Origin of the sequence: uncultured Chloroflexus sp., from assembly GCF_938091255.1 — a bacterium.
GTDB lineage: Bacteria > Chloroflexota > Chloroflexia > Chloroflexales > Chloroflexaceae > Chloroflexus.
The window spans coordinates 22122-46959 of sequence record NZ_CALLJH010000006.1 but is presented as its reverse complement, the minus strand read 5'-3'; the positions used below and the strand labels follow the sequence as shown (position 1 = coordinate 46959).

General features: G+C 55.5%; 21 protein-coding genes. 13 read left to right on the top strand and 8 right to left on the bottom strand.

The window, feature by feature from the left end:
- Positions 1 to 176: 176 nt before the first annotated feature.
- Positions 177 to 2111, top strand: a complete 1935-nt coding sequence (acs, locus tag Q1A00_RS02610) for an acetate--CoA ligase (RefSeq protein ID WP_298402056.1) — start codon at positions 177 to 179, stop codon at positions 2109 to 2111.
- Positions 2112 to 2156: 45 nt separating this feature from the next.
- Here the strand turns inward: acs and Q1A00_RS02605 are convergent, their stop codons facing one another.
- The 6 genes from Q1A00_RS02605 to minC form a co-directional block, all read right to left on the bottom strand.
- Positions 2157 to 3605 carry a serine/threonine-protein kinase gene (locus tag Q1A00_RS02605; RefSeq protein ID WP_298402058.1) on the bottom strand — a complete coding sequence of 483 codons (1449 nt, stop codon included), beginning with the start codon at positions 3603 to 3605 and terminating at the stop codon, positions 2157 to 2159.
- 229 nt (positions 3606 to 3834) lie between these two features.
- Complete coding sequence (gene era / locus Q1A00_RS02600; protein ID WP_298402060.1) at positions 3835 to 5241, bottom strand: GTPase Era; 1407 nt, start codon at positions 5239 to 5241, stop codon at positions 3835 to 3837.
- Between the two features lie 10 nt (positions 5242 to 5251).
- Complete coding sequence (locus tag Q1A00_RS02595; RefSeq protein WP_298402062.1) at positions 5252 to 6406, bottom strand: AI-2E family transporter; 1155 nt, start codon at positions 6404 to 6406, stop codon at positions 5252 to 5254.
- 184 nt (positions 6407 to 6590) lie between these two features.
- A complete protein-coding gene (gene minE / locus Q1A00_RS02590; protein ID WP_298402064.1) occupies positions 6591 to 6866 on the bottom strand; it encodes a cell division topological specificity factor MinE in 276 nt (91 codons plus the stop codon).
- A 15-nt stretch (positions 6867 to 6881) separates the two neighbouring features.
- The gene (minD, locus tag Q1A00_RS02585; RefSeq protein WP_298402066.1) at positions 6882 to 7682 is read right to left on the bottom strand and encodes a septum site-determining protein MinD; all 801 of its coding nucleotides are present in this window, start codon (positions 7680 to 7682) and stop codon (positions 6882 to 6884) included.
- Positions 7683 to 7691: 9 nt separating this feature from the next.
- On the bottom strand, positions 7692 to 8354 hold the full coding sequence (gene minC, locus Q1A00_RS02580; RefSeq protein ID WP_298402068.1) for a septum site-determining protein MinC: 663 nt from the start codon (positions 8352 to 8354) through the stop codon (positions 7692 to 7694).
- Positions 8355 to 8555: 201 nt separating this feature from the next.
- Here minC and Q1A00_RS02575 point away from each other — a divergent pair, with 201 nt between their 5' ends.
- Positions 8556 to 9563, top strand: a complete 1008-nt coding sequence (locus tag Q1A00_RS02575) for an ArsJ-associated glyceraldehyde-3-phosphate dehydrogenase (RefSeq protein ID WP_298402070.1) — start codon at positions 8556 to 8558, stop codon at positions 9561 to 9563.
- A complete protein-coding gene (gene arsJ / locus Q1A00_RS02570; protein WP_299755114.1) occupies positions 9560 to 10864 on the top strand; it encodes an organoarsenical effux MFS transporter ArsJ in 1305 nt (434 codons plus the stop codon). Before Q1A00_RS02575 ends, arsJ begins: the two co-directional genes overlap by 4 nt.
- 39 nt (positions 10865 to 10903) lie before the next feature.
- Here the strand turns inward: arsJ and Q1A00_RS02565 are convergent, their stop codons facing one another.
- Positions 10904 to 11332 carry a MerR family transcriptional regulator gene (locus tag Q1A00_RS02565; RefSeq protein WP_298402074.1) on the bottom strand — a complete coding sequence of 143 codons (429 nt, stop codon included), beginning with the start codon at positions 11330 to 11332 and terminating at the stop codon, positions 10904 to 10906.
- Between the two features lie 528 nt (positions 11333 to 11860).
- On the opposite strand from Q1A00_RS02565, the gene Q1A00_RS02560 reads away from it, so the two are divergent.
- The 4 genes from Q1A00_RS02560 to Q1A00_RS02545 all read left to right on the top strand — a co-directional run bounded on the left by Q1A00_RS02560 (position 11861) and on the right by Q1A00_RS02545 (position 14772).
- A complete protein-coding gene (locus Q1A00_RS02560) occupies positions 11861 to 12223 on the top strand; it encodes a helix-turn-helix transcriptional regulator (RefSeq protein ID WP_298402076.1) in 363 nt (120 codons plus the stop codon).
- A gap of 2 nt (positions 12224 to 12225) precedes the next feature.
- Positions 12226 to 12459, top strand: a complete 234-nt coding sequence (locus tag Q1A00_RS02555) for a thioredoxin family protein (protein ID WP_298402078.1) — start codon at positions 12226 to 12228, stop codon at positions 12457 to 12459.
- A 244-nt stretch (positions 12460 to 12703) separates the two neighbouring features.
- Positions 12704 to 13759, top strand: a complete 1056-nt coding sequence (locus tag Q1A00_RS02550; protein WP_298402080.1) for a permease — start codon at positions 12704 to 12706, stop codon at positions 13757 to 13759.
- A gap of 257 nt (positions 13760 to 14016) precedes the next feature.
- A complete protein-coding gene (locus tag Q1A00_RS02545; RefSeq protein WP_298402081.1) occupies positions 14017 to 14772 on the top strand; it encodes a sulfite exporter TauE/SafE family protein in 756 nt (251 codons plus the stop codon).
- 22 nt (positions 14773 to 14794) lie between these two features.
- On the opposite strand, the gene Q1A00_RS02540 is transcribed toward Q1A00_RS02545, so the two are convergent.
- The gene (locus Q1A00_RS02540) at positions 14795 to 15751 is read right to left on the bottom strand and encodes an arsenic resistance protein (RefSeq protein WP_298402083.1); all 957 of its coding nucleotides are present in this window, start codon (positions 15749 to 15751) and stop codon (positions 14795 to 14797) included.
- A gap of 238 nt (positions 15752 to 15989) precedes the next feature.
- On the opposite strand from Q1A00_RS02540, the gene phnD reads away from it, so the two are divergent.
- The 6 genes from phnD (at position 15990) to Q1A00_RS02510 (ending at position 24692) form a co-directional block, all read left to right on the top strand.
- Entirely contained in the window at positions 15990 to 16913 is a 924-nt protein-coding gene (gene phnD, locus Q1A00_RS02535; RefSeq protein WP_298402085.1) for a phosphate/phosphite/phosphonate ABC transporter substrate-binding protein, read from the top strand.
- Positions 16910 to 18388 (top strand): ATP-binding protein, encoded by a 1479-nt coding sequence (locus Q1A00_RS02530; protein WP_298402087.1) that lies wholly within the window; start codon positions 16910 to 16912, stop codon positions 18386 to 18388. The genes phnD and Q1A00_RS02530 overlap by 4 nt, the downstream gene beginning before the upstream one ends.
- Positions 18363 to 19004 (top strand): response regulator transcription factor, encoded by a 642-nt coding sequence (locus tag Q1A00_RS02525; protein ID WP_298402089.1) that lies wholly within the window; start codon positions 18363 to 18365, stop codon positions 19002 to 19004. Before Q1A00_RS02530 ends, Q1A00_RS02525 begins: the two co-directional genes overlap by 26 nt.
- Before the next feature lie 281 nt (positions 19005 to 19285).
- Positions 19286 to 20242: a 4Fe-4S dicluster domain-containing protein gene (locus tag Q1A00_RS02520; protein WP_298482528.1), complete on the top strand. Its 957-nt coding sequence runs from the start codon at positions 19286 to 19288 to the stop codon at positions 20240 to 20242.
- A gap of 11 nt (positions 20243 to 20253) precedes the next feature.
- The gene (gene nrfD, locus Q1A00_RS02515) at positions 20254 to 21396 is read left to right on the top strand and encodes an NrfD/PsrC family molybdoenzyme membrane anchor subunit (RefSeq protein WP_298402092.1); all 1143 of its coding nucleotides are present in this window, start codon (positions 20254 to 20256) and stop codon (positions 21394 to 21396) included.
- Positions 21397 to 21437: 41 nt separating this feature from the next.
- Positions 21438 to 24692 carry a molybdopterin-dependent oxidoreductase gene (locus tag Q1A00_RS02510; RefSeq protein WP_298402094.1) on the top strand — a complete coding sequence of 1085 codons (3255 nt, stop codon included), beginning with the start codon at positions 21438 to 21440 and terminating at the stop codon, positions 24690 to 24692.
- Positions 24693 to 24838 lie beyond the last annotated feature (146 nt).

Here is a 24838-nt window from a genome sequence, read left to right as displayed (position 1 = left end):
CGTGCCATGATTGTGCAAAACTTTACCGGATCTTTAATCTCTGCTCACAATTGTTCGCTATCGTGAAAATATCCACATAGCATTGGTTTGACATACCGGCGCGGCAACGCCTATAATCGTTGTATCCGCTGTGACAACCTATAGCCGCGCAGACACGCAACAAGGAGGTTCGACTCATGACCGAGACCCGCGATGTGGCGCTGCCCGACACCAGCGAGATGTACTATCCCGATCCGGCGCTGGTTGAGCAATCGAACGTGATGGCCTACGCCCGTAAGAAAGGCTTAAGTTCCTACGATGAACTCTACCAGTGGACGATCTCCCACCGCGAGGAATTCTGGGCTGATATGGCGAGTGAATTGGAGTGGTACCAGCCGTGGGAGAAGGTAATCGACGACAGCAATAAGCCTTTCTACAAGTGGTTTGTCGGCGGCAAGACCAATATCGTTCATAACGCGATCGACCGCCACCTCAAGACATGGCGCAAGAACAAGCTGGCCCTGATTTGGGAAGGAGAGGATGGTAGCCAGCGTACCTATTCTTACTACCAGCTCAATTATGAAGTGTCGCGGATTGCCAACGTGCTGAAGAGCATGGGGGTGAAGAAGGGCGATATTGTCACCATTTACATGCCCCGCATCCCTGAGCTGATGTTTAGTATGTTGGCCTGCGCCAAGATCGGCGCGGCTCATAGCGTAGTCTACGGCGGCTTTTCGGAAGCGGCCCTTGCCGATCGCTTGGCCGACGCTAAGAGCAAGGTGTTGATCACCGCCGACGGCGGCTATATGCGCGGCAAGGTGGTCGAGCTGAAGAAGATTGTCAACGAGGCGCTGGCCCGTACTCCCACCGTGCAAACCTGTCTCGTCTTCCGCCACACCAACCATGGCGTACCGATGGAGCAGGGCCGCGACTTCTGGATGCACGATCTGCTTGGTCTGCCGATCGCGAATGGCTACTGCCCCACCGAGCAGATGGACGCCGAGGATATGCTGTTTATCCTCTACACCTCCGGTACCACCGGCAAGCCCAAGGGTGTGGTGCATACCCACGGCGGCTATATGGTCGGTACCTATACCACACTCAAGTTTGTCTTCGACATCAAAGATGAAGATCGCTACTGGTGCGCCGCTGACCCCGGCTGGATTACCGGCCACTCGTTTATCGTCTACGCACCGTTGATCAATGGCGCTACTTCGTTTATGTACGAGGGCGCTCCCAATTATCCCTACCCCGATCGCTGGTGGAGTATGGTCGCCAAGCACGGGATTACGATTCTCTACACCGCGCCGACCGCAATCCGCGGTCTGATGCGCTTTGGCGACCTCTGGCCCTCGCGTCACGATCTCAGCACGTTGCGCCTGCTCGGTTCGGTTGGCGAACCAATCAATCCCGAAGCGTGGAAGTGGTTCTACGAGAAGATCGGCCATAACCGCTGCCCAATCATGGATACGTGGTGGCAGACCGAGACCGGCCACTTTATGATTACGCCGACCCCGGCGGTACCGCTCAAACCCGGTTCGGCTACCCGTCCGTTCCTCGGTATCGAGGTTGATGTGGTGCATGAAGATGGCACCCCTTGCGCGCCGGATGAAGACGGTTTGCTGGTGATCAAGACACCATGGCCGGGGATGATGCGCACAATCCTCTACGATCCGCAACGTTACGTTGAGGGGTACTGGCAGAAGGTACCGCCGTACTATGCTGCCGGCGACAGCGCACGCAAAGACAAAGATGGCTACATCTGGGTCATCGGACGGCTCGATGACGTGATCAAGGTGTCGGGCTACCGCCTTGGCACCGCCGAAGTTGAGAGTGCATTGGTCAGCCACCCGGCAGTGGCCGAAGCTGCCGCGATAGGCTTACCGCACGAAGTGAAGGGTAACGCGATCCACGCCTTCGTTATCCTACGCACCGGCTTCGAGCCGAGCCACGATCTGGAAGAGAAGCTGCGCGCTCACGTCGGCCACGAGCTTGGCCCGATTGCCCGCCCCGACTCGATTACGTTTGTCACCTCACTGCCCAAGACGCGGTCGGGCAAGATTATGCGTCGTGTGCTACGCGCCCGCGCGTTGGGGCTGCCCGAAGGCGATGTGTCTACGTTGGAAGAGTAATACGAAATACCAGAGGGGCGATGAATGCGTCGCCCCTCTCTGCCTCTATGGCCCTGCCACCCATACCCGGCCTGTCAGTCGCGCTTGGTACGTTACCTGACCATTGCTTTGCCTAATCTGCCTCGGCTGACCGACGTAGCTGATCGGAATGCTAGGATTGATCTGTGCATGCGTACCGTACTCGCGTTGCACCCGCGCGCGATACGCTTCGCGAAAGGCGGTAAGCACACCCTGCTCATCAGTGCCTTCAGCAACGGTCACTTCAAGCTCGTACTCGATCGTTTGCAGTTGACCGGTGAGGGGGGCAGGCTGGCTACGGCCACCAACGATCGGCGCAAGGAATGGCTCGGCCCACGTGGGCCGCGTTACCAGCACGTACCCACTGAATACGGTCATGGCAATCAACCCCAGCAACACGATTACCACCATCATTTGACCGAGCAGACGGTGCGCCGGCTGGGATGGTAACGACGCCGCCATCGGCGTCGACGGCGGTGGAACCGGCATCGGCGGCGGTAGGTGAACAGGAACCGATGCGACTGGTGCAGAGCTAGCCGGTCGCGCCGGCACCGGTACTGGCTGCGACGCTGGCGCAACCCGCACTTGAGCCGGTTGCGATTGCCTACGCGGGATCAGCGCCGCGCGAAACTCATCCATCGTCGCAAAGCGATCTTTGGCAACCTTCTGCAACGCCTTTTCGAGCGCAGCACTGGTGCGCTCAGAGATTTCCGGCACCAGCGCACGCGCTGGCGGAAACGAGAAAGGCATCTCTTGGGTTGGATCGCGTCCGGTCAGCAGGTGATGCAGCGTTGCTGCTAGCGCATAGATATCTGACTGTGGCGTTGCCAACCCTTGATACTGCTCGGGCGGTGCATACCCCGGCGTGCCGATCTGCGTACCACGTTCAGTGGGCTTGAAGACTTTGGCAATACCAAAATCAATCAGCTTGACATCGCCACTCGGCTCGATCATCACGTTCGAGGGCTTCATATCGCGGTAAATCAGCCCCTTGCCGTGCAGGTAGCTCAGCACATCACAGATTTCGTCGGCCCAGCGCAACACCCGCTGCTCGTCGATCCGACCCTCGCGTTCAATGATCTGCTCGAGATCCTCGCCGCGAATAAAGTCCATGGTTAGATAATGGCGACCCTCGTCGGTAAAATGGCTGTAGACGCGAGGAATGCGCGGGTGGCGAAGCTGCTGGAGCAATTCCGCTTCGGCGTTAAACCGCTCAACCGCTTCGGCCCGCTCTTTCGGATCGGCGAACCGGTCGAGCATTTCTTTGATTGCGTAGATATTGCCGTCTTGATCAATACCCTCGTAGACCGCACCCTGCCCGCCGCGTTTAATAATCCGGGTAATAACATAGCGGCGATGGTCAGTGGGCTGATCGTTATTGAGAATAACGTCGTGACCACAATGCTGGCAGAACCGTGCTCGCCGCAGGTTCGGCTTATGGCAAATGGGGCAGAGGATTTCAGTCACCTCAGCCATAGTACTCCGTGTTGTTGTATGTGGCGAGCGGTTGGGAGCCATCGTAACGGCAAACCTTGCAATAGCGTCGTAGGTCAGTCTACGTGATGATACGCACGTATCGGCGGCAAAGTTGCACAATTGCGGCTAGTGCAGGAGATGTAGGGCATGCCAAGACATTTGTGGAGCCTGCAACCCTAACATCCTGTCTCACGCACTCATTTGCAGTGCGATGGATGGGTTGAAATCATCAGAGAAAATTCTTCGCTCGGTAGCCCAACCACCCTAACGCCGACGGATCATCGCGCCAATGAGGACGCACCTTCACCCACAGATCGAGGAAAACCGGACGGCCCAGCATACGCTCAATCGAAAGCCGCGCGGCACTCCCGATCTTTTTCAGCATACTACCACCGGCGCCGATCAGGATCCCCTTTTGGCTCTCTTTCTCGACATTTATTGTCATACGGATGTAGGTTGCCGTCTCTTTTTCAATCCACTCTTCCACTTCAACCGCGATGGCGTGCGGCACCTCTTGTTGCAGATAATAGAGTGCCTTTTCGCGCACGAATTCGGCAGCCAATTGTTGCTCGCTCTGGTCGGTAATCTGGTCAAGCGGATAGAGTGGCGGGCCTACCGGCAAACGTGCGCTAATCTCGCCGAGCAAAGCAGCCAAACCGAGTTGCCGTCGGGCCGAGATGGCAATTTCCATCTCCCATTCACCCAACGCGCGGTAGGCAGGGAGGTAATCGGCACCGGGCTGGCGTGGTTTCTGGTCGACTTTATTCAGCACCAGCAGCTTGTGACCACGCGCACGCTGCACCTGTTGCGCGATCATCCGATCGAGTCGACTTGGCGGCTGACTAATATCGACCATAAAGCAGATAACATCGGCATTGGGTAACGTGCGTTCAGCCAATTCGACCATCAACTTGCCCAGCCGGTGATTAGGTTCGTGAATACCGGGAGTATCGATGAAGATGATCTGCTCGCCCGGTCGCGAGAGAATGCCGCGTACTGGCACGCGCGTCGTTTGCGGTCTGGGTGAGACAATCGCCACCTTTTCGCCCAACAACGCATTGAGCAACGTACTCTTGCCAACATTTGGCTTCCCGACCAGTGCGACAAAACCTGAACGCCACTGATCGAGCGGGATGGTTACCTCCGCCATTGGCGGCTCTGGCTCTGCCGTTACCTCAGCCGCAGCAAACGTTGGGCCAAACACGACCGGCCCCTCACCAGCGAGCGGCTCATCATCGAAGGGAACTAGCAGTGGCGCCAAACGCACCAATCGTTCCGGCGTGCGCCACTCTTCTGGTAACATCAGCTCAATCCCTAGCACCAGATCATCGTCATCAAGATCAAGTACAGCCGAATCATCAAGCTTCACCACCTCCACCGGCTCTTCATCGGTAATACGGATGTACAGATAACCATACTGACCATCAAGCCAATTGTACGGCCCTTCAAGCACTAGATCGAGCTGACTGAGAACAACCTCATCATCGAGATCAATCCGGCAGCCAACAATTGCCCCTTGCGCATCGAGCAAGAGATGGGCAGGGTATTCCATTACTGCCGTCGCCTGACCCTCTTCTAGGTCAGTAAAGTAGAAGTACAGCGTACCGGCATCGTGATCAAGCGAACAATACTTCATTGCCTTATCCTTATGAACCAAGCGCTACTTCACTGGGTACCGATTCAGGCTGAGCAACCGTCAATGGACGATCAGTATCAGATGGCGGTTCAGGCTGATCGGTCAACTTCCGATAGATATAACTAAGCAAAATTCGAATAGTGGCCGCAATCGGGATGGAAATAAAGAGACCAAACGCACCGGCCAGCGCCCCACCAGCCAGAATCGCAAAGATCACCACACCGGGATGCAAACGAACCAGCGGTCCCATCACATTTGGAATAATGAAATGGTCTTCGATCTGGCGCAAGACAAAGTAGATAATACCGAGCAAGACGGCCAATGCCACATTTGAAAGCCCAAACGGTGTCACCGGCTGGAAGAGCGCTACCGTCATTGCGATCCCGGCAGCCGACCACGGCCCAATAATCGGCAAAATTTCAAGCACCCCAGAAGTAACGGCAATCACGAGCGCGTATGGTACTTGCAAGATCGAGAGCGGGATATAGAGTAACACCGACATAATGACGATCAAGATCAATTGACCGCGAATATAGGCACTAAATACCCGATCGATCTGATAGCCAAGATAACCGATCTCGCGCCGATATGGTGCTGGAATGAGCTTGCACACCCACTCCTTCAACTGGGGTGCCTGTAGTAGCAGATAAAAGGTAATAATCAAATACACCAACAAATAAATGACGCTCTCGAGGGCTGAAAAGACAATTTTTGGCACATTGCCACTCAACCAACCGGCAATATCGCGAACGACCCCAATAATCTGTGCTTCAAGTGGCAAAAGGCTAATTTCAAAATCACCGACTTGAACCGACTGATTCTGTTCAAAAAAGACCGTTAACTCACGAATGATGATGGGCGCATTTGCGGCCAAATCGCGGCTCTGCTGCACAATTCGCGGCCAAAGCGCGGTAAAGAGACTGTAAAGCGCCAACCCAGCAACGACATAGAGCACAACAATCCAGAGCGCGCGACCAAGGCGGGTGCGGCGATGCAACCAACCAACCAACGGATTAAACAAGTAGGCAGTAATAATCGCACCGATAAACGGTGGTAGGATATGGGAAACCCCCATGACTAATACAATCGCCAGCGCCACAATTATCGCACTGCTGATCCATTTAGCTTGATACGAAAACCGGATTGGGCGGGATTCAGTGTCCATGATGATATTCCTGTGTTTCGATATGGGATACGCGAGCAGCGCAATACTAATACTCCAAGGAGCACTGTGGACGAAGGAGCGTCCCTTACAGCGTTGGCACAGCACCTCGACACGACATGAAATGGGCGAACGAATCATAACGATTCGTCGCCCTTCATTATAGCGACACCAGCAGACGAAGCGGCTACCGATGCTGCTGACTATCCGCCGCGCGGCGGAGCGGCACATCGGCCTTGAGCAGATCGTGGGCCTCACCTCGGCTGAGGGTTACTTCGATCTGATCGGGATCGATTGCCGGCAAATAGCGCTTGAGCACTTCAGCCAGATCGGCTTTCATCTGTGCCATCATCTCAGGCGTCAATTTGTAGCGGTCGTCGATCAGCACCGTCAACAGCCGTTGCTTGGCCAGTTCGGCGCTCGAGTCGCGTTTTCGACCGAAAAGGCCATTCAGAAATGACACAGGCACTCCTTTCCGCTATGTTCGTCGCCGCCCAAACAGGCCGAGCAGTCGATCGAGCATACCCTGTTGATCAGGGATCGCCATAACCGGCACATCTTCGCCGGCTAATCGTTGGGCAATATTGATATACGCGCGTCCGGCAAGCGAACTGGGATCGTAAACCGCAGCCTCGCCACGGTTGGTCGCAATCACAATCGTCTCATCTTCAGGTACAATACCGAGCAATGCGATTGCTAACAATTCCAGCACATCTTCAACGGAAAGCATCTCACCACGACTCACAAGCCGGGGCTTAATCCGGTTGATAACGAGCGAGGGCGGGCCTTTTTCAGCCGCTTCAACCAATCCGACGATTCGATCAGCATCGCGCACTGCCGATACTTCAGGTGTAGTGACGATGATGACCTCATCGGCGCCAGCAATGGCATTGCGAAAACCAGCTTCAATCCCAGCCGGGCTATCGATCAACACAAAATCAAACTCGTTGCGCAGTTGATTGGTCAGATCGATCATCTGTTGGGCATTTACCGCGTCTTTATCACGAGTCTGGGCGGCGGGTAACAAGCACAATTCAGGGAGGCGTTTATCTTTAATCAAGGCTTGGCGCAACCGTGCCCGCCCCTCAACGACATCAACCAGATCGTACACGATGCGGTTTTCAAGACCCATCACTACGTCAAGGTTCCGTAGGCCAATATCGGCATCTACGACGGCCACGCGCGCTCCACGCATCGCAAGCGCTGTGCCAAGATTCGCAGTCGTCGTCGTCTTGCCAACGCCACCTTTACCCGAAGTGACGGTAATGACTCGGCCCATAACACCCCACTAGCGCTTGAATGTTTCCCATCCATCAACCACAATCTCGCCGGCAACCACTCGCGCGAATTCTGGCCGGCTGACTTTATCGCGATCTGGTGCGCGCGCAATTAAATTAGCAATCCGCAACTGGGTTGGATTCAATTCAAGCGCACAGATAATAGCGCTGCTATCACCTAACGCACCGGCATGCACCAACCCGCGCAACCGCCCCCAGACAACGACACTTCCGCCGGCAATAATCTCGGCCCCCGGATTTACATCGCCGATCAAGGTAATATGGCCAGTGTGGCGTAACACCTGCCCCGATCGGAGGGTGCGCATCATCAATAGTGCCTCAGCCTCGACCACAGGCGCTGGTTCGGAGTAGCGCGGTAAAGGCCGTGCTGTTAGCCCTACCGTCCGAGCTGCGGCACGGGTCACGCGATCTGACGAATCGATGGCAGTTGCTTGCACACCATGTTGGCGGATCAGTGCCAACATTTCGTCTAACTGTTCTGGTGACACCTCGCGATCGCCGAGGTCGATCACTAGACTGGCGCCATGAAAGAAGCCACGCCGTTCACCAAGATGGTGATCGAGCCGACTGAGTAACTCCGGCCATGCAGCGGTGGCGTCTAAACGAAGCCGTAATCCATCGCGGCTGCCTTTGATCGTGATCAAGTCGCTCATGGCCATACTACCATATAGAACGTACAATTGTTGGCAATTATAGCATAGCTAGGGCATGTTGTCGCGCTTTAGCCAGAAATTTTGCTTACAAGGGCTGAGGCGCACGGTCGTGCGGCTCTACGGTTATTCAACCCATCTTGCCATGGATCCGTATATCGCGTACAATTGCATCAATATGAATTGATAAAACAGGAGGGTTCTATGGCGGTACGGGTGGGGATCAATGGCTTCGGTCGGATTGGACGGCTGGCATTGCGGGCAGCGTGGGGATGGCCTGAATTAGAGTTTGCCCATATTAACGAGATCGGGGGCGATGCAGCGGTTGCAGCGCATCTCCTCACCTTCGACTCGGTGCATGGGCGCTGGAGCCACGAGGCGCAGGGTGAGGGCAATCAGCTCCTGATAGATGGGAAGCCGATTGGTTACAGTCAGATCAAAGACCCCGCTGCTGTGCCGTGGGCTGCGGCGGGGGTCGAGATTGTACTAGAAGCGACGGGGAAGTTTCGCACTCCCGAGCAATTGGCGGCCTATTTCGCTGCTGGCGTCAAGAAGGTGATTGTGGCGGCGCCAGTGAAGGGTGAGGCACTCAATATTGTGATGGGGGTCAATGATCATTGGTACGACCCAACCCGTCACCATCTGCTAACGGCTGCCTCGTGTACAACCAATTGTTTGGCGCCGGTAGTGAAGGTTATTCACGAGGGAATTGGCATTCGCCATGGGATGATCACAACGATTCATAGCTCAACCAATACGCAGAGCGTGCATGATCAGCCTCACAAAGATTTGCGGCGAGCGCGAGCATCAAGCCTCTCGCTCGTGCCGACGACCACCGGCTCGGCAACGGCGATTGGGATGATTTTCCCTGAATTGCAGGGCAAGCTCGATGGGCAAGCGGTGCGAGTACCGTTGCTCAATGCTTCGCTGACCGACTGCGTATTTGAGGTCGCACGCCCTACGACTGTTGCTGAGGTAAACGAGTTGCTGCGCTCCGCTGCCGAAGGCCCACTCAAGGGTATTCTCGCTTACGAAACCCGCCCACTGGTCTCGATTGATTTTGTCACCGATCCCCACTCGGCGATTATCGATTCGTTGTGTACCATGGTCACCGATGGCACACAGGTCAAGATTTATGCGTGGTACGATAACGAGTGGGGCTACGCCAATCGGTACGTCGAATTAGCGCGAAAGGTAGCGATGGCATTATGAAACCGGTACAATCGGTAACTCCGGCAGCTACGGCTGCCGAGCAGCGGCGTGCTGACCGGCGCAACTATCTGTTGGTAACGGCGGCCTATTGGGCCGACACCCTCACCGACGGCGCAATTCGGATGCTGGTGCTATTTTACTTTGCGCAGCTTGGCTACTCACCATTTGCAGTTGCGTCGCTCTTTCTCTTCTACGAAATCTTCGGCGTGATCACCAATCTGTTCGGTGGCTACCTCGGTGCGCGGTTTGGCTTGAAGGCGACCCTGTTTCTTGGGCTAGCGACACAACTGATCGCACTGAGTATGCTGGCGTTCGCCCCACCCTCACTGCTGGTCGTGCCCTACGTGATGGCAGCGCAGGCGCTGTCGGGTATTGCGAAAGACCTGACCAAGATGTCGTCGAAGAGTGCCGTGAAGCTCGTTGCCGGTGAGGGCGAGGGTCAGCTTTACCGTTGGGTGAGCATCTTAACCGGCTCGAAGAATGCGATTAAGGGGTTAGGCTTCTTCGTCGGTGCGCTGCTGCTCAGCCTGCTCGGTTTCCAGACCGCCCTGCTGGTGCTGGCCGCACTGGTTCTAGCCGCGCTGATCGGTGCCGTTAGCGCCATTAGCGGCGATCTCGGCGTTGCCGATAGGAAAGCCAAGTTCAAGCAGATGTTTTCGCCTAACCGAGCAGTCAATCTACTGGCTGCTGCTCGGATTTTCCTATTTGGTGCGCGTGATGTCTGGTTCGTCGTCGGGTTGCCGGTCTTCTTCATCACAGTGCTCGGCTGGGATTTTTGGCTCGCCGGCGGCTTCATGGCAGCATGGACGATCGGTTACGGCTTTGTGCAAGCGGCTACACCGACTCTCATCCGACGGCGGGTCGCCAATGCCCGCGCACCTGACGGACGTACCGCGATGTGGTTAGCCTTTGCACTCGCTGCCTTTCCGGTCGGTATCGCACTCGCACTTAGCGCCGGTCTTGCCCCCACTCTCGCGGTAGTTGGTGGTCTTCTCGCCTTCGGCATCGTCTTTGCACTGAATTCGGCAGTGCATAGCTACCTTATTCTGGCCTACGCCGACGATGCCAAGGTGGCGATGAATGTTGGTTTTTATTACATGGCGAACGCATTAGGCCGACTAGCCGGCACCGTCTTATCGGGTGTGCTCTACCAATGGGGTATGCAGAGCAGCCTCTATGGCGGCCTAATCGCCTGCCTCTGGGCCTCAGCCGGGTTTGTGTTCTTGGCCGGCCTCCTCTCAATCCGGCTGCCGACGCCGGTACGAGTCGTTACTGGCGAGTGGAAAGTGGCCGGAGAGTAGATCTTGCATGTCCATTCCACCGAGGGTGAAGAGGTGGTATCACGCGTCTCCACCCTCGGCGGCAACCCCAACATTCGCGCTATCGCGCACCAACGCGCAGATACAATCTTCCCACGGCTTTGCAGTGCGAGTACCTTGCTGGCGCAACGCGATCAGCGTGTTGCGTAGCGCATTGAGATCAGTAATTCGCTGCTCGATTGCGGCAATCTGGCGATCAATGGTGGCAAGCATCGCGGCGCACGGCGGTTCGCCGTGATCGTTGAGCGCAAGGATGGCGGCAATGGCTCGCAGTGATAGGCCTAAACTGCGGGCACTGACAATAAAGCGCAGGCGCTCGGTGGTCTCTGGCGTGTAGAGGCGATAGTTATTTTCGGCTCGACGTGGTGGCGGTAAGAGACCGATCTGCTCGTAGTAGCGGATGGTTTTGGCCGGCACACCAGCTTGGCGGGCGAGATCGCTGATACGCATAGTGATGTTCTGTTGCATAATCATTACAAATTATCGGAAAGTCTACCTAAAGCGAGATGATTAAGAAATGTGTTCTCTGTTACTTCACAAACTACAGTAAAGAGATAATGATGACCGAGTAGCGTAGATTGAGTTGCTTTCTGCATAAACTGATTGTAAACAGGAGTGGCACGTTCGTCAAAACTGCCATTGTAGCCTACCTATTGTGCGCCTCTCTCGCCCCTCGCCCTGCTAGGGCGAGAGAGGCTCATTCGTCGTCCCGTGCGTCCTTGCCGCACCCCAGCCCTTGCGGGGGCTTTCACTTACGGATTGCCGATAATGACATACTGTCATCCAGCCACCGACAACCGTCGTGAACTGAACGACTACAGGTGACGGTCACCCTTGAAACCCCCTGCCGAGTATCACCCTCGCGACAACCGTCACAGAAAACACGCCCCACTCTAGCGGTGAACAGTTAAAGTGCTACAACCGTTCGGTTGTGATATTTTAACGATGATATTCAAAAAATCGCATACAATAGCAGATATGAAGAACACCACTGCCGACAAACAGGCTCGCCTGTTCAAAGCGCTGATGCATCCGGTGCGCATCCAAATTCTCGAAATATTGCGCAACGGTGAGGCATGCGTCTGCCATATCGAAGCGATCTTGGGTCTACGGCAAGCGTATGTCTCGCAACAACTGGCAGTCTTACGCAGGGCCGGTTTGATCGGCGACCGGCGTGAGGGGCCGAATATCTATTACCGCATCATCCGCCATGAGGTGCTAGACCTGCTCGATATGGCTCGCGCCCTAGCCGGTGAATCCGAATCGACGTTACCGTTATCGGCAGGGTGTTCATGTCCGCGTTGTGCAACACCTATTGTGCTACTGGAACGAGGAGTGTAATCATGGTCAATGTCAAAGTATTAGGGCCGGGATGTGCAAACTGCCGCAAACTGGAAGAGCGGGTGCGCAATGTGATCCAGAAGCACCAACTGGAGGCGGAGATCGAGAAAGTAACCGATTACGCGCAAATTATGCGCTGGAATGTGATGCGCACGCCGGGATTAGTCGTCAATGATGTATTAGTCGCCGCCGGTCGCATCCCCTCGGAAGAGGAGATTGCCGGCTGGTTGAAGTGATAGTCAGGGAACGATGCGCAGACCTAGCCAGTTTGCACATCTGACCTCAATGTCTGCAAGAACTACATGACCGAATCGGGCAGCATAGCCCGATCTTTCTTTGAACAATATATGCAAAACTTTGCATACTTGTGATGCACGCTGTCAGTGCGAGCTATCGGCGAAAGGCGAAGGCATCTTGTGGGTTTTGTGCTGACAGAGATGCTTACCTGCTCGCACTGCTTCTTTCGATTGGAGGAATTCGATGGAGCAAACACTCACTACCCCCTCACGCCGTTCTTCCACGCAGGCGTGGATCATTGTAATCACTGCTGCCATCGGCTGGCTGATTGCGTATAACCTGATCCAGCCGCTGGCCAACTGGTTGACGTACCACGTCATCGGCCTGAGCGAAGGCTCACACTTGGGCGAGGCGGTTGCCTTCTTTCTGTACGATGTGCCGAAGATCCTTTTACTCTTGAGCGGGATGATCTTTGTTATCAGCACTTTTCGCTCATTCTTCAGCCCCGAGCGTACCCGTGCCTTTCTAGGTGGCAAACGTGAGGGAGTTGGCAATATCCTCGCTGCCGGATTAGGTGTCCTGACGCCATTCTGCTCGTGCTCAGCAGTACCACTCTTTATCGGATTCGTCGAGGCCGGCATCCCGCTTGGTGTGACCTTCTCGTTCCTGATCGCCGCGCCAATGGTGAACGAAGTCGCGCTGGTGATGCTGTTCGGCATGTTTGGTTGGCAGGTAGCGTTGCTCTACCTCGCGGCTGGGATGAGCGTAGCCATTGTGGCCGGGATCATTATTGGGCGGCTCAAGCTAGAACGCTACGTCGAAGAGTTCGTTTGGCAGATCAAAGGCGGCGGCGGTACAGTCGCGCTAGAGAACCCAACGTGGGCCGAGCGGTTTGCCGGTGCGTGGGAGAATACCCGCGAGATTGTGGGCAAAGTGTGGTTATACGTCGTGATCGGGATCGCGATCGGTGCCGGAATTCACGGCTACGTACCAGAGGATGCGCTCGCCGGCATTCTCGGTCGTGAGGCATGGTGGTCGGTACCGGCAGGTGTTGCTTTAGGTGTGCCGCTCTACTCGAATGCGGCCGGCGTTATTCCGGTCGTGCAGGCATTGATGGCAAAGGGTGCGGCCCTAGGGACGGTACTGGCGTTTATGATGGCGGTGGTAGCGCTCAGCTTGCCTGAAATGATTATTCTACGGCGCGTGCTGAAGCCGCAATTGATTGCCGTGTTTGTCGGCGTTGTGGCGAGCGGGATCGTATTGGTAGGGTATTTGTTTAATGTGGTGATGGCGAGCTAGCAGTACAATTGCCCTTCCCCTTGCGGGGAAGGGCATTCTGCTTGTAACGGAATAATACGTACAGTGCGCTTAACGACTCGCACGCAACGATCTGGCTCCTAGAACTACGCTGAAGGAGGCGAAGAAAGGTGCAATGATGGGTATTGCCCCGATTCACACAATGAGCAATCAGCTACGGATAGCAATGAGATGCTATACCTCCGACAAGATGTTACAACGATCCCTCAAGCCACTTGTACAGCAGAGCGAGGCTAGCGATGTTCTATCTCATCCTGACCATACTGTTGTTTGGATTGTCGTTTCTATCAGGAATGATGGGTCTCGGTGTAGCATTTGTCGCCACACCGGTTCTTGGCCTCTTTGGGCTTGAACTCAAGCACGAAATTATGCCGCTCTCACTGTGGCTCAACGGCATCACTGCCATTGCCAGCGCAGTTACCCTAGCGCGCAAAGGGATGGTCGATTGGCGCACTGCTCTTCCGTTATTGATCATTACCACCATTGTTGCACCAATCGGGGTATGGCTCTTACAATTTGTCCCGACAACCACCATCTGGTGGATCTATGTCGGGGTACTAGTGTTCCTCGCCTACCGCATGGCCTTTCCACCGACACAAGACGACAGCCAACCACGCGCTATTAGTGATGCGACACGGGTCAAGGCCGGATTCGCAAGCGCTGTCATCGGGGTCTTCGCTGGCTTTTTGGGGGTCGGTCCCGGTTTTCTCATGATGCCGACACTGGTGCTGCTGGGTTACACTGCCCGCATCGCTGCGGCAACCAACGCGGTAATTGTCACTCTACCCTCCTTTTCAGCGTTTGCAACCCATTTGCTTGACGCTCGGTTTGACTGGCTGCTGTTAATCTTGACCTCTATCTCGGCTTTACTCGGAGCGCAAGCTGGCGCTGCATTTATGGCGCGGCGGGTTAAAAGTCTGACCTTGACTCGCATCTTTGCTGCGGCACTGATTGCGTTGGCGTTGCAGCGAGCGTGGTTGTTGGTCGTGGGGTAGGGGCGCAGCAGTACTGTACCTTCTACGATGGAGGTATCACCCACCGTGGCCCGGCCCACACCATCACCGCCATCCCGATCAACTCGACCAACGACTGCACCACAATCACGAGTGCCGCCACTTCCCAGCCCGGTGGCAAACTGAGCGCTAGCGGAAGCACAACAAACGAGTTACGGGTGCTGAAACTGAACAGCAGCACCCGGCCTGACCGAGTCGGTAAGCGGCCTAGCCGGTGCAATAGGTAGGCTAGCAGCGTCGCGATGAAGAGAAAGACAACGAATACCGGTGTCACCACCGGGACAACCGCGAGCGCCGCCATTGCCGCTTGAGCCTGCGATACCGCAATTGCACCCACTACCAATGCTAGCAGGGGCACAGTCAGCCCAGCACTTCGTTGCCGCCACACCTGTCGCTCTGGCCGGGCTTCGAGCCAGCGCTCACCACTAATCGCAACGAGTAGCGGAACCAAGATAATCAGTAGCGCCGGCCAAATATTTAAGCCGGCAATCACATCGAGTGTCGTCAGATCAAGCATGAGCCAGAGATACAACGGTAAAAGAACCCCTTGCCCAATCAGCAACAGCGGTGTGACCGCCAATGCCCGCGCGGTGTCACCGCCGCCAAGATGGCAAAAGGCGATAAACCAGTCGGTACAGGGCACTACCAAGACGAGTGCTACCCCTAGCCGCAACGCCGGCTCAGGCGGCAACCAGTGGAGGAGTAACCAGACGATACCCGGAATGAGCACAAAATTGCCAACAAATAATAGGATCACCAATCGCCGGTCAACTAACGCCTCGCGCAGGTGCAGCAGCGGGATCTGGAGGAAGGTGACGGTGAGCAATAGAGCCAAGATCGGCCAGAGCGCTTGATCCGCGATGGGAGCTAAGATAGGCCAACGTTGACCAATAGCAAGCCCAGCGGCGATGGCAATAAGGTAGATGGTAGCTTGATAGCGTTCAAGACGAGAGACTGTCACGATGGCATACTCCACGCTTCAGGGTAGACAACGATGCAACTGCATGTGAGCGATTTGCCGTGCAGCATATCTTAACCTTCACTATCAGTTGCGAACTTTTTTTAATGCGACCCAACCGCGCATGGTACGATCCTTTTGTCACAAAGAATATAGGTAGGGTTCGTGCTAGCCGGCAGAACACGATCACCTTTCCCTTTGTGACACTCTCAGGCAGCAGACAGACCAATTTGAGGATGCTATGGCGCAGCGTCTTAGTCTCATCATTCTCACTATCTTTCTTCTCGGCGCATGCAGCGTCTCAACAACGCCAGCGCCAATGATCCGGCTCAACGATTTGCAGCCATTGCCAATGCCGACACCGGTGACGTCACCGCCGCTCCGCGTATCGGTGGCGTCGGTCATCTCACCACAAGGTACAGTGCAAAGCTATCAACCCCTACTCGACTATCTCAGTGCGAAGCTTGGCCGGCAAGTGGTGCTCGTGCAACGTCGCACCTACAGCGAAACCAATGAACTGATCGGGAGCAACGAGGTCGATGTTGCCTTCGTTTGCACCAGCGCCTATATCGATGGCCGCGACCGCTATGGGATGAGCTTACTGGTAGCGCCACAAGTTAATGAGGCGACAACATATCACTCTCTCTTGATTGTACCAGCAACTAGTCCGGCACAGACGATGGCCGATTTGCGTGGGAAGGTGTTTGCCTTCACTGATCCGACTTCATTTAGCGGACGGGTTTACCCCACCGTGTTGGTGAATGAGTTAGGTGACGAACCAGAAACATTTTTTCACGATATTTTCTTTACCTACACCCACGATAAAGCGATTGAAGCAGTGGCAAACGGACTAGCTGACGGTGCAGCGGTTGATAGTCTTGTGTTCGAGTTTGCGTTAGCGCGTGACCCAGAATTGGCGACGAAAGTGAAGGTCATTCACACCTCGCCGCCGTTTGGCATTCCGCCGGTTGTGGTCGGGCCGGGTGTACGCCCACAGTTACGTGCCGAATTGCAGAACATTTTTCTCGGCATGGCTGATGATCCATTGCCGCTGGCGCAGAAGGCGTTGACGGCGCTGGGCGTTGACCGGTTTGTAATGATTGATGATGTGGCTTATGCCAGCGCACGGCTTGTACGGTCACGAGTAAGTCGGTTGTCGCCATGAACACAGTGCATGGACAACATTGGCTGCGACGATGGGCTGCGGTCATCTGGCAAGTGATTGGCGCAGTCAACATTCGAGCGAAGATTCTTGGCATTGTGCTAGGGTTGGTGGTGCTGATAGGAGTAGCAGCAACGATTGAAGTGCGGCTGTTACTCGAACAAACGCTTACCAACCAAGCCTACGAACACTCGGTTGCAGTTGCGCGTGATATGGCAGCCCGCGCGACCGATCTCACCTTAATGCGTGATTACTACGGCTTGTTTCGTCTCTTGCGCGACACGCAAGCTAATAACCCCGACCTCCGCTATGCCTTCGTGATCGACTCGGAAGGCACGATCATTGCTCATACATTCGGCACCGGCTTCCCCGTAGGCTTGCGCGATGCCAACACGGTGACAGCGAATGAACATCACCGCAGTGTGCTATTAACCACCGATGAAGGCGATATTTGGGATATTGCCGTGCCGATCTTCGATGGGCGGGCCGGTATCGCTCGTGTTGGTTTATCGTTAGCAACCCGTGAGCAAACAGTTGCCGCCGTGACCGGTCAGTTGCTCATCACAACCATTATGGCAGCGGCGGTTGGGATCACGGCTGCCGCCTTGCTAACGTGGATCCTTACCCGTCCAATTTTACAATTAGTGGAGTTGACCAAAGCGGTAGCCAGCGGCGATTTTAGTCGGCGCGCCCAACGTTGGGCGAACGATGAAATTGGCAAGCTGACCGATGCGTTCAATGCGATGAGTGAAGCGCTAGCACAGGCCGAACGTGAACGCGCCGAACGCGAGCAGATGCGAGCACAGTATGTGACCCAGATTATTACCGCCCAAGAAGAGGAGCGAAAGCGAATTGCCCGCGAACTCCACGACAGCACAAGCCAAGCCCTCACTTCTCTCCTGATTGGTTTGCGTTCACTTGCCGACCGCCATCATTCACCTGAACTGCGTCGGCAGGTTGATGATCTGCGTGGGATTGTCGGGCAGGTGTTACATGACTTGCACGCACTCGCCCGCCAATTGCGACCTAGCGTGCTCGACGATTTAGGGTTAGCTGCTGCCATTCAACGCTACGTTGCCGATTGCCGCGCTCGGAGCGGATTGACGATTGATTTGGCCATGCCCGACTTGACCGATGAACGGCTTGATCCGGCGCTCGAAACTGCACTCTACCGGATTGTGCAAGAAGCGCTGACCAACGTCATCCGTCATGCTCACGCGACAACGGCCAGCGTGGTGATTGAGCGGCGGAATGGCCACTTACGTGCCATTATTGAGGATAATGGCTGTGGCTTTGATCCGGCTAGCCTCAGCGGTGATGGTCATCTCGGCTTGAATGGAATCCGCGAGCGGGCAGCATTGTTGAACGGTCAGTTGATCATTGAGTCAGCACCCGGTAGTGGTACAACTCTTTATGTCGAATTTCCCCTGCCAGCAACAAATGAGGAGCGTCATGAGCAGCATTCTGTTGGTCGATGATCACGCAGTCTTGCGTGCCGGATTACGCTTGTTGCTCGAATCTCAACCTGATATGGTTGTGGTTGGTGAAGCGGAAGACGCACGCACTGCGATTACGCAGGCAACGACTCTCCAACCTGACCTTATCCTCCTTGATCTGAGCTTGACCAACAGTAGTGGCCTTGCTGCCATTCAATCGTTGCGAGCGGCTGCGCCACAGGCTCGTATTCTTGTATTGACAATGCACGACGACGAGGGCTACGTGCGACAAGCACTGGCTGCCGGTGCGCATGGGTATGTTTTAAAGCGTGCTGCTGACGCTGAGTTGATTGCAGCGATTCGCGCAGTATTACGCGGCGAGCTGTATATCCATCCCGCCCTCACCCGTCGCTTGCTCGAGGATATCTTGCCACAACCACAACCGACTAATCCATGGGAAAGCCTGAGCGAGCGCGAGCGAGAGGTATTGGTATTGGTTGCACGTGGCTACACCGCAGCCGAAATTGCCAGCCAGTTGAACCTCAGCCCCAAAACGGTCGAAACCTACCGTACCCGCGGTATGGAAAAGCTCGGCCTCCGCTCACGAGCTGCGCTTGTCCAGTTTGCGCTCGACCACAACTTGCTCGCCCCCACATAACCTATCTTACAGCCGGTCAATCCATCGGCAACGAACGGATGCGCTGAAAGACTGTTCATTCGTTCCGGTTATGCATACTTACCGCCCGCCCGTGCAGGTCGTCGGACATGCGAGCGGGCGATAAGCCGCGATTCGTCCATTCATTATCGCGATGTCTCACCGTTGTCGGGAAAATCCTGACAACGACCCTGACAGTACCACATTTTTCCTGCTACCGCTAGCACAAGAAACGTCATACAGTACGGTTAGCGGTAATCTGCGAGTGACGAGGAGCGTAGCCTATGTCTCGACAACCCACTATTCCGCTCACCCCGGTCAGTCGGCGTGGCTTGCTTGGCGCGCTGGTGGCTGGCGCTGGTGCGCTGGCAGCAGCTTCGGTGCAAGCAAGCATCCCAGCCGCAACCGGGAAATCGAACGAATCGATCGACGTTTTAACTCCCGAAGAGGCATTGGCAGCGTATGAGGCCGAAATTGCCCGGTTGCGGGCTGCAAACATCAACGGGACACCGGTCGATCTCCTCGAACGGATGCGCACTGATTTGTTGCGCGCCCTCACTAAGCCGGTCAATGAACGACGCTGGGTGATGGTAATTGACCTGCGTGCCTGCGTTGGCTGTCACGGCTGCACGATTGCCTGCGTCGCTGAAAACAAACTACCTCCCGGCGTAGTCTATCGCCCCGTGCTGGAAGAAGAGATCGGACGGTATCCCAATGTAAGCCGCCGTTTTATCCCTCGACCATGCATGCAGTGTGATAATCCACCCTGCACAAGCGTTTGCCCTGTTTCGGCCACATACACGAACGAGCATGGCGTCGTTGCGGTTGATTATGAGCAGTGCATCGGCTGTCGCGCCTGCATCGCCGCTTGCCCTTACGGTGCTCGAACCTTCGACTTTGGCTATACCTACACTGCCAATACGACTACCTCCGGCGTAATGTTTGGGGCCGAGCAAGCAGTGAGCTACGAGCAGGTGATCACGTTTGAGTACGGGAAACTGCACGCTCGTCACGACGCACACGATTCGCCAGTGGGCAATGTGCGCAAATGCCACTTCTGTATGCATCGCGTGCTGAATGGTGAATTACCGGCTTGTGTAACGACGTGTATCGGGCGGGCAACCTTCTTTGGCGACGCGAACGATCCCGAAAGCCTCGTCAGCGAATTGATCGCAAAGCCGAATGTGATGCGGTTGAAAGAAGAACTTGGTACTGAGCCGCGTGTGTATTATTTGCAGTGAGGAGCAGACCTATGCTAAAACGACTCCTCTATGTGGTTGGCTCCCTTGGCCTGCTCATCGGCATGTGGGGATTGTACGATCGGTTTGTCTATGGACATATGAACGCCAACTACGGCTCGTATGTGGTATGGGGGCTGTGGGTGGCACTCTATATGTTTTTTGCCGGCGTTGCCACCGGCGGCTTTATGCTGGCGACCCTCGATCTGTTGTTTGAATTGCCATTATTCCGTGGCAGTGGCCGGATGGCCCTGTGGGGATCATTGGTCACCCTGCCGGCCGGTCTAGCTGCTATCGGTCTCGATCTTGGTCATATGACGCGGATTTGGAAAGTCTACCTCCAGCCCAATTTTGGGGCAGTAATGGCGCAACTGGTCTGGGGGTATACAATCTTTCTCATCATCATCATCGTCAGCCTCTGGCTCAGCTTCCGCCCCCAACCCTCACGCTGGCTGAAGCCGATCATGGTCGTTGGTCTCGTGTTAGCAATTTTTCTCAGCGGTGGTATCGGAGCATTGCTTGGTGTCAACCAGAACCGGGTAAGCTGGCATGTCAGCAACTTGCCGGCCCAATTTCCTGTCTTTAACCTCACCTCTGGCGTTGCCCTGATGCTGATCGCCATCGGCTGGTTTGGCCCGGTACACGATCCGCGCCGTTCGCAACAGTTGCATGTATTGGGGTTAGGGCTGGTGGTGCTGCTACTGGTCAAAGGGTACTATCTGTGGACTGATGTCTCGCAGGCGCTTTACCAGAATAGCAGTCACGGCGCCGAGGCAATCAATCTGGTGCTGTTTGGCCCCTACGGTTGGGCCTTCTGGTTGCTGCAAATCGGTCTTGGTATGCTACTGCCACTGATCGTCTTAACGACGCCGATACGGAACAACGGCTTTGCTGCCGGGCTGATGGGCGTCTGTGTCTTGCTCGGCTTGGCCGTAGCCCGCGCTAACATTATCTTCCCGGCTCTCTCCCTCCCCGAACTGCGAGGTCTAGGTGAAGCCTTCCACGGCCCGCACCTGAGCTTTACTTATAGCCCAAGCCTGATGGAATGGGCAGTGACCGCTGGCATTGTCGGTGCCGCTACCATTGGCTTCGTTATAGGTGCCGATCGCTTACCACTCTTTAGCCGTCCGGTCAAATCTGCCGGTGCAGCCGATTAGTCATAGCGCAAGAACACCTGCGATACGACAGGAGTGTTGATATGAAACGACAGCACGACACCTCAACGCCTACTGGATCGAGCATGAGCCGGCGCGATTTCCTCAAGGTTTCGGCGTTACTCGGCGGCAGCGCTGCTTTGGCCGGCTGCGGCCCGCTCGCGAGCCTCTCGCGCGGTGAACCGATCGATCTGCCGCTGGTCGATGCCGCTAACTCGATCCAAACCGTTTGTTTGCAGTGCAATACCGGCTGTGGCCTCAAGGTCAAGTTGCTCGATGGTGTGGCCGCTAAACTTGAAGGCAATCCCTACAGCCCTTGGACAATGGAGCCGCCGTTGCCCTATACAACCCCGATTAGCGCTAGCGGGCCAATTGATGGTGCGCTCTGCCCGAAAGGACAGGCCGGTATCCAGACCGCCTACGATCCGTACCGCTTGACAAAAGTGCTCAAGCGCAAACCGGGGACACCACGCGGAGCCGGTCAATGGATTACAATTGACTTTGAGCAGGCGATTACCGAGATCGTCGAAGGCGGCGATCTGTTTGGTGAAGGGCCGGTCGAAGGGTTACGCGCACTGTATGCGCTCAAAGATGCAAAGCTGGCCAAAGCGATGGCCGCCGCAGTGAACAATATTCTCGCTGCTAAGCCCGAAGAGAAGCCCGCACTAGTCGAGCAGTTCAAGCGTGACTTTGCCGAGCATCTCGATGTATTGATCGACCCCGATCATCCTGATTTAGGGCCAAAGAATAACCAATTCGCCTTCATTTGGGGACGCTTGAAGAACGGACGTGGTGACTTAGTGCAGCGGTTCGTCAAGAGTGGCTTTGGCTCGGTCAATGCCAACGGCCACACGACGGTTTGCCAAGGTTCGCTCTACTTCACTGGTAAGGCTATGAGCGAACAGTTTGATCCGGCAACCGGTAAATTCACCGGTGGTCAAAAGTTCTACTGGCAAGCCGATTTGGGGAATGCTGAGTTTGTGATCTTTGTCGGCACTAATCACTTCGAGGCCAATTATGGCCCGACGCCACAATCACCCCGTATCACGCAAGGTGTGATTAACAACCGCATGCGGTACGTCGTCCTCGATCCACGCCTGAGCAAACTGGCGAGTAAAGCGTGGAAGTGGTTCCCGATTAAGCCGGGAACCGACGCCGCCTTCGCGATGGGGATGATCCGCTGGATCATTGAGCAACAGCGCTATAACGCCACCTTCCTCGCCGCTGCTAACAGAGCTGCCGCTACTGCCATTGGCGAACCGAGCTGGACGAACGCAACGTGGTTGGTCAAGATCAAAGACGGTACACCGGGCAAGTTCCTCCGCGCCAGTGAAATCGGTTTGACAACCGTCGTCGAAACGACCGATGCCGAAGGGAAGAAGACGAAACAGTACGTCACTACCGATGGCACCAACTTCGCCTTCGATCCTTTCGTCGCGCTAGTCAACGGTACACCAACCCCGATCGATCCGAACAACCCCGAAGCTGTGCCGGTGATGGGTGATCTGCTGGTGAATACCGAGATTAACGGAATTCAGGTCAAGAGTGGCTTGCAGATTATCTATGAAGCAGCCAGCGTGCATACGATCGCGGAGTGGGCGGCGATCGCCGATGTAACGGAAGAAGATATTATCGTTATCGCACGCGAATTTACCAGTCACGGCACCCGTGCCGTCGCCGACATCCACCGCGGGGCATCGCAACATACCAACGGCTTCTACACCAATTTCGCCTTCTACACCTTGAATGCACTCATTGGCAATTTTGACCATCGTGGTGGTCTGATCAAGCCTACCACCTATGACCGACTAGGTAGCAAGGCGAAAGGCCCATTCCTGATCGAAAAGATGAACAATGGCGCCAACGTGCCATTCGGCATTGACCTGCTGCGCACCAACACCGCTTACGAGAAATCGACGCTGTTTAACGGCTATCCGGCACGGCGACCATGGTTCCCGCTCGCGACCGATGTCTATCAGGAAGATGTGCCCTCGATGGGTGACATGTACCCATACCAGATTAAGGTCGCAATGTTCTATATGTCGGCGATCAACTATGCACTGCCGGCGGCACAGACGGTGATCGAGATACTGGCCGACCCCAAGAAGATCCCGCTCATTATCACGAGTGATATTATGGTCGGTGAAACCAGCACCTACGCCGATTACATCTTCCCCGACCTGAGCTTCCTCGAACGCTGGGAATTCCACGGATCGCATCCGAGCGTCCCGTGGAAAGTAGAAAACATTCGCCAGCCGGCGATGAGCCTGCCTCACTGGCCGACTGTCAAGGTCTTCGGCGAAGAGATTCCACTTAGCTTCGAGGCACTCGTGCTCGCTATCGCCGAGCGACTTGACCTGCCCGGCTTCGGGCCTAACGGCTTCGGCGAAGGCATTCCCTTTACCCGGCCCGAACATCTGTATCTCAAACTGGCGGCAAATATCGCTTTCGGCGAAAAGGAAGATGGTAGCGACGGCGTCCCACCGGCTGATGATGACGAGCTGGAAATCTTCCGACAAGCCCGCCGCTTCCTACCGCCAAGCGTGTTCGACGAAGCCAAGTGGCGCGCAGCAGTGGGAGACAACGAGCAACTCTGGCGGCAAACCGTTTACGTCCTTAACCGTGGCGGACGCTATCAAGCTTACGAGAAGGGTTGGAAGGGTCATTTGGCAGGCAATCCATACGCCAAACAGATCAACCTCTACCAAGAAAAGACGGCCAGTGCCATTAACTCGATGACCGGTAAACATCTGCTTGGATATCCCACCTACATTCCCGCCGGGCTAGCCGCCGACGGTACGCCAATTGTTGACGAGGGCTATGATCTGCACCTGATCACCTACAAAGAAGTAATGATGGCCAAGGCGCGCGGCATCGCTGATTACTGGCTACTCGCACTGATGCCGGAAAATGCGATCTTGATGAACCGCATCGATGCCGAACGGCTCGGTCTGCGCACCGGTGACCGCGTGCGAATCAGCTCGGCCAGCAACCCTGAAGGTGTCTGGGATCTGCAGAATGGCACGCGCAAGCCGATGATCGGCAAGGTGAAGGTGATCGAGGGCATCCGCCCCGGTGTGATCGCGTTTCCACTTGGCTGGGGTCATTTTGCTAGTGGCGCCAGTGAAATTGTGATTGATGGTGTTACCATTCCGGCAGACCCACGTCGTGCTACCGGTGTGCATGCCAACGCTGCAATGCGGGTCGATCCGGTGCTAAAGAATGTAACGTTGAGCGATTTGGTCGGTGGGAGTGCGGTGTTCTACGACTCGAAGGTGAAACTCGAAAAGGTAGGCTAAACGCCAATCCCGCTACCAATCCGAGAGGGGACATAGCAGTGCTATGCCCCCTCTATGTTCTGCCGCTATTACAACATCAGTATTCAGCCAGTGATTGTCTATCCATACCCTAGCAAACCTACAAGCATAATCTGGTATGATACAGA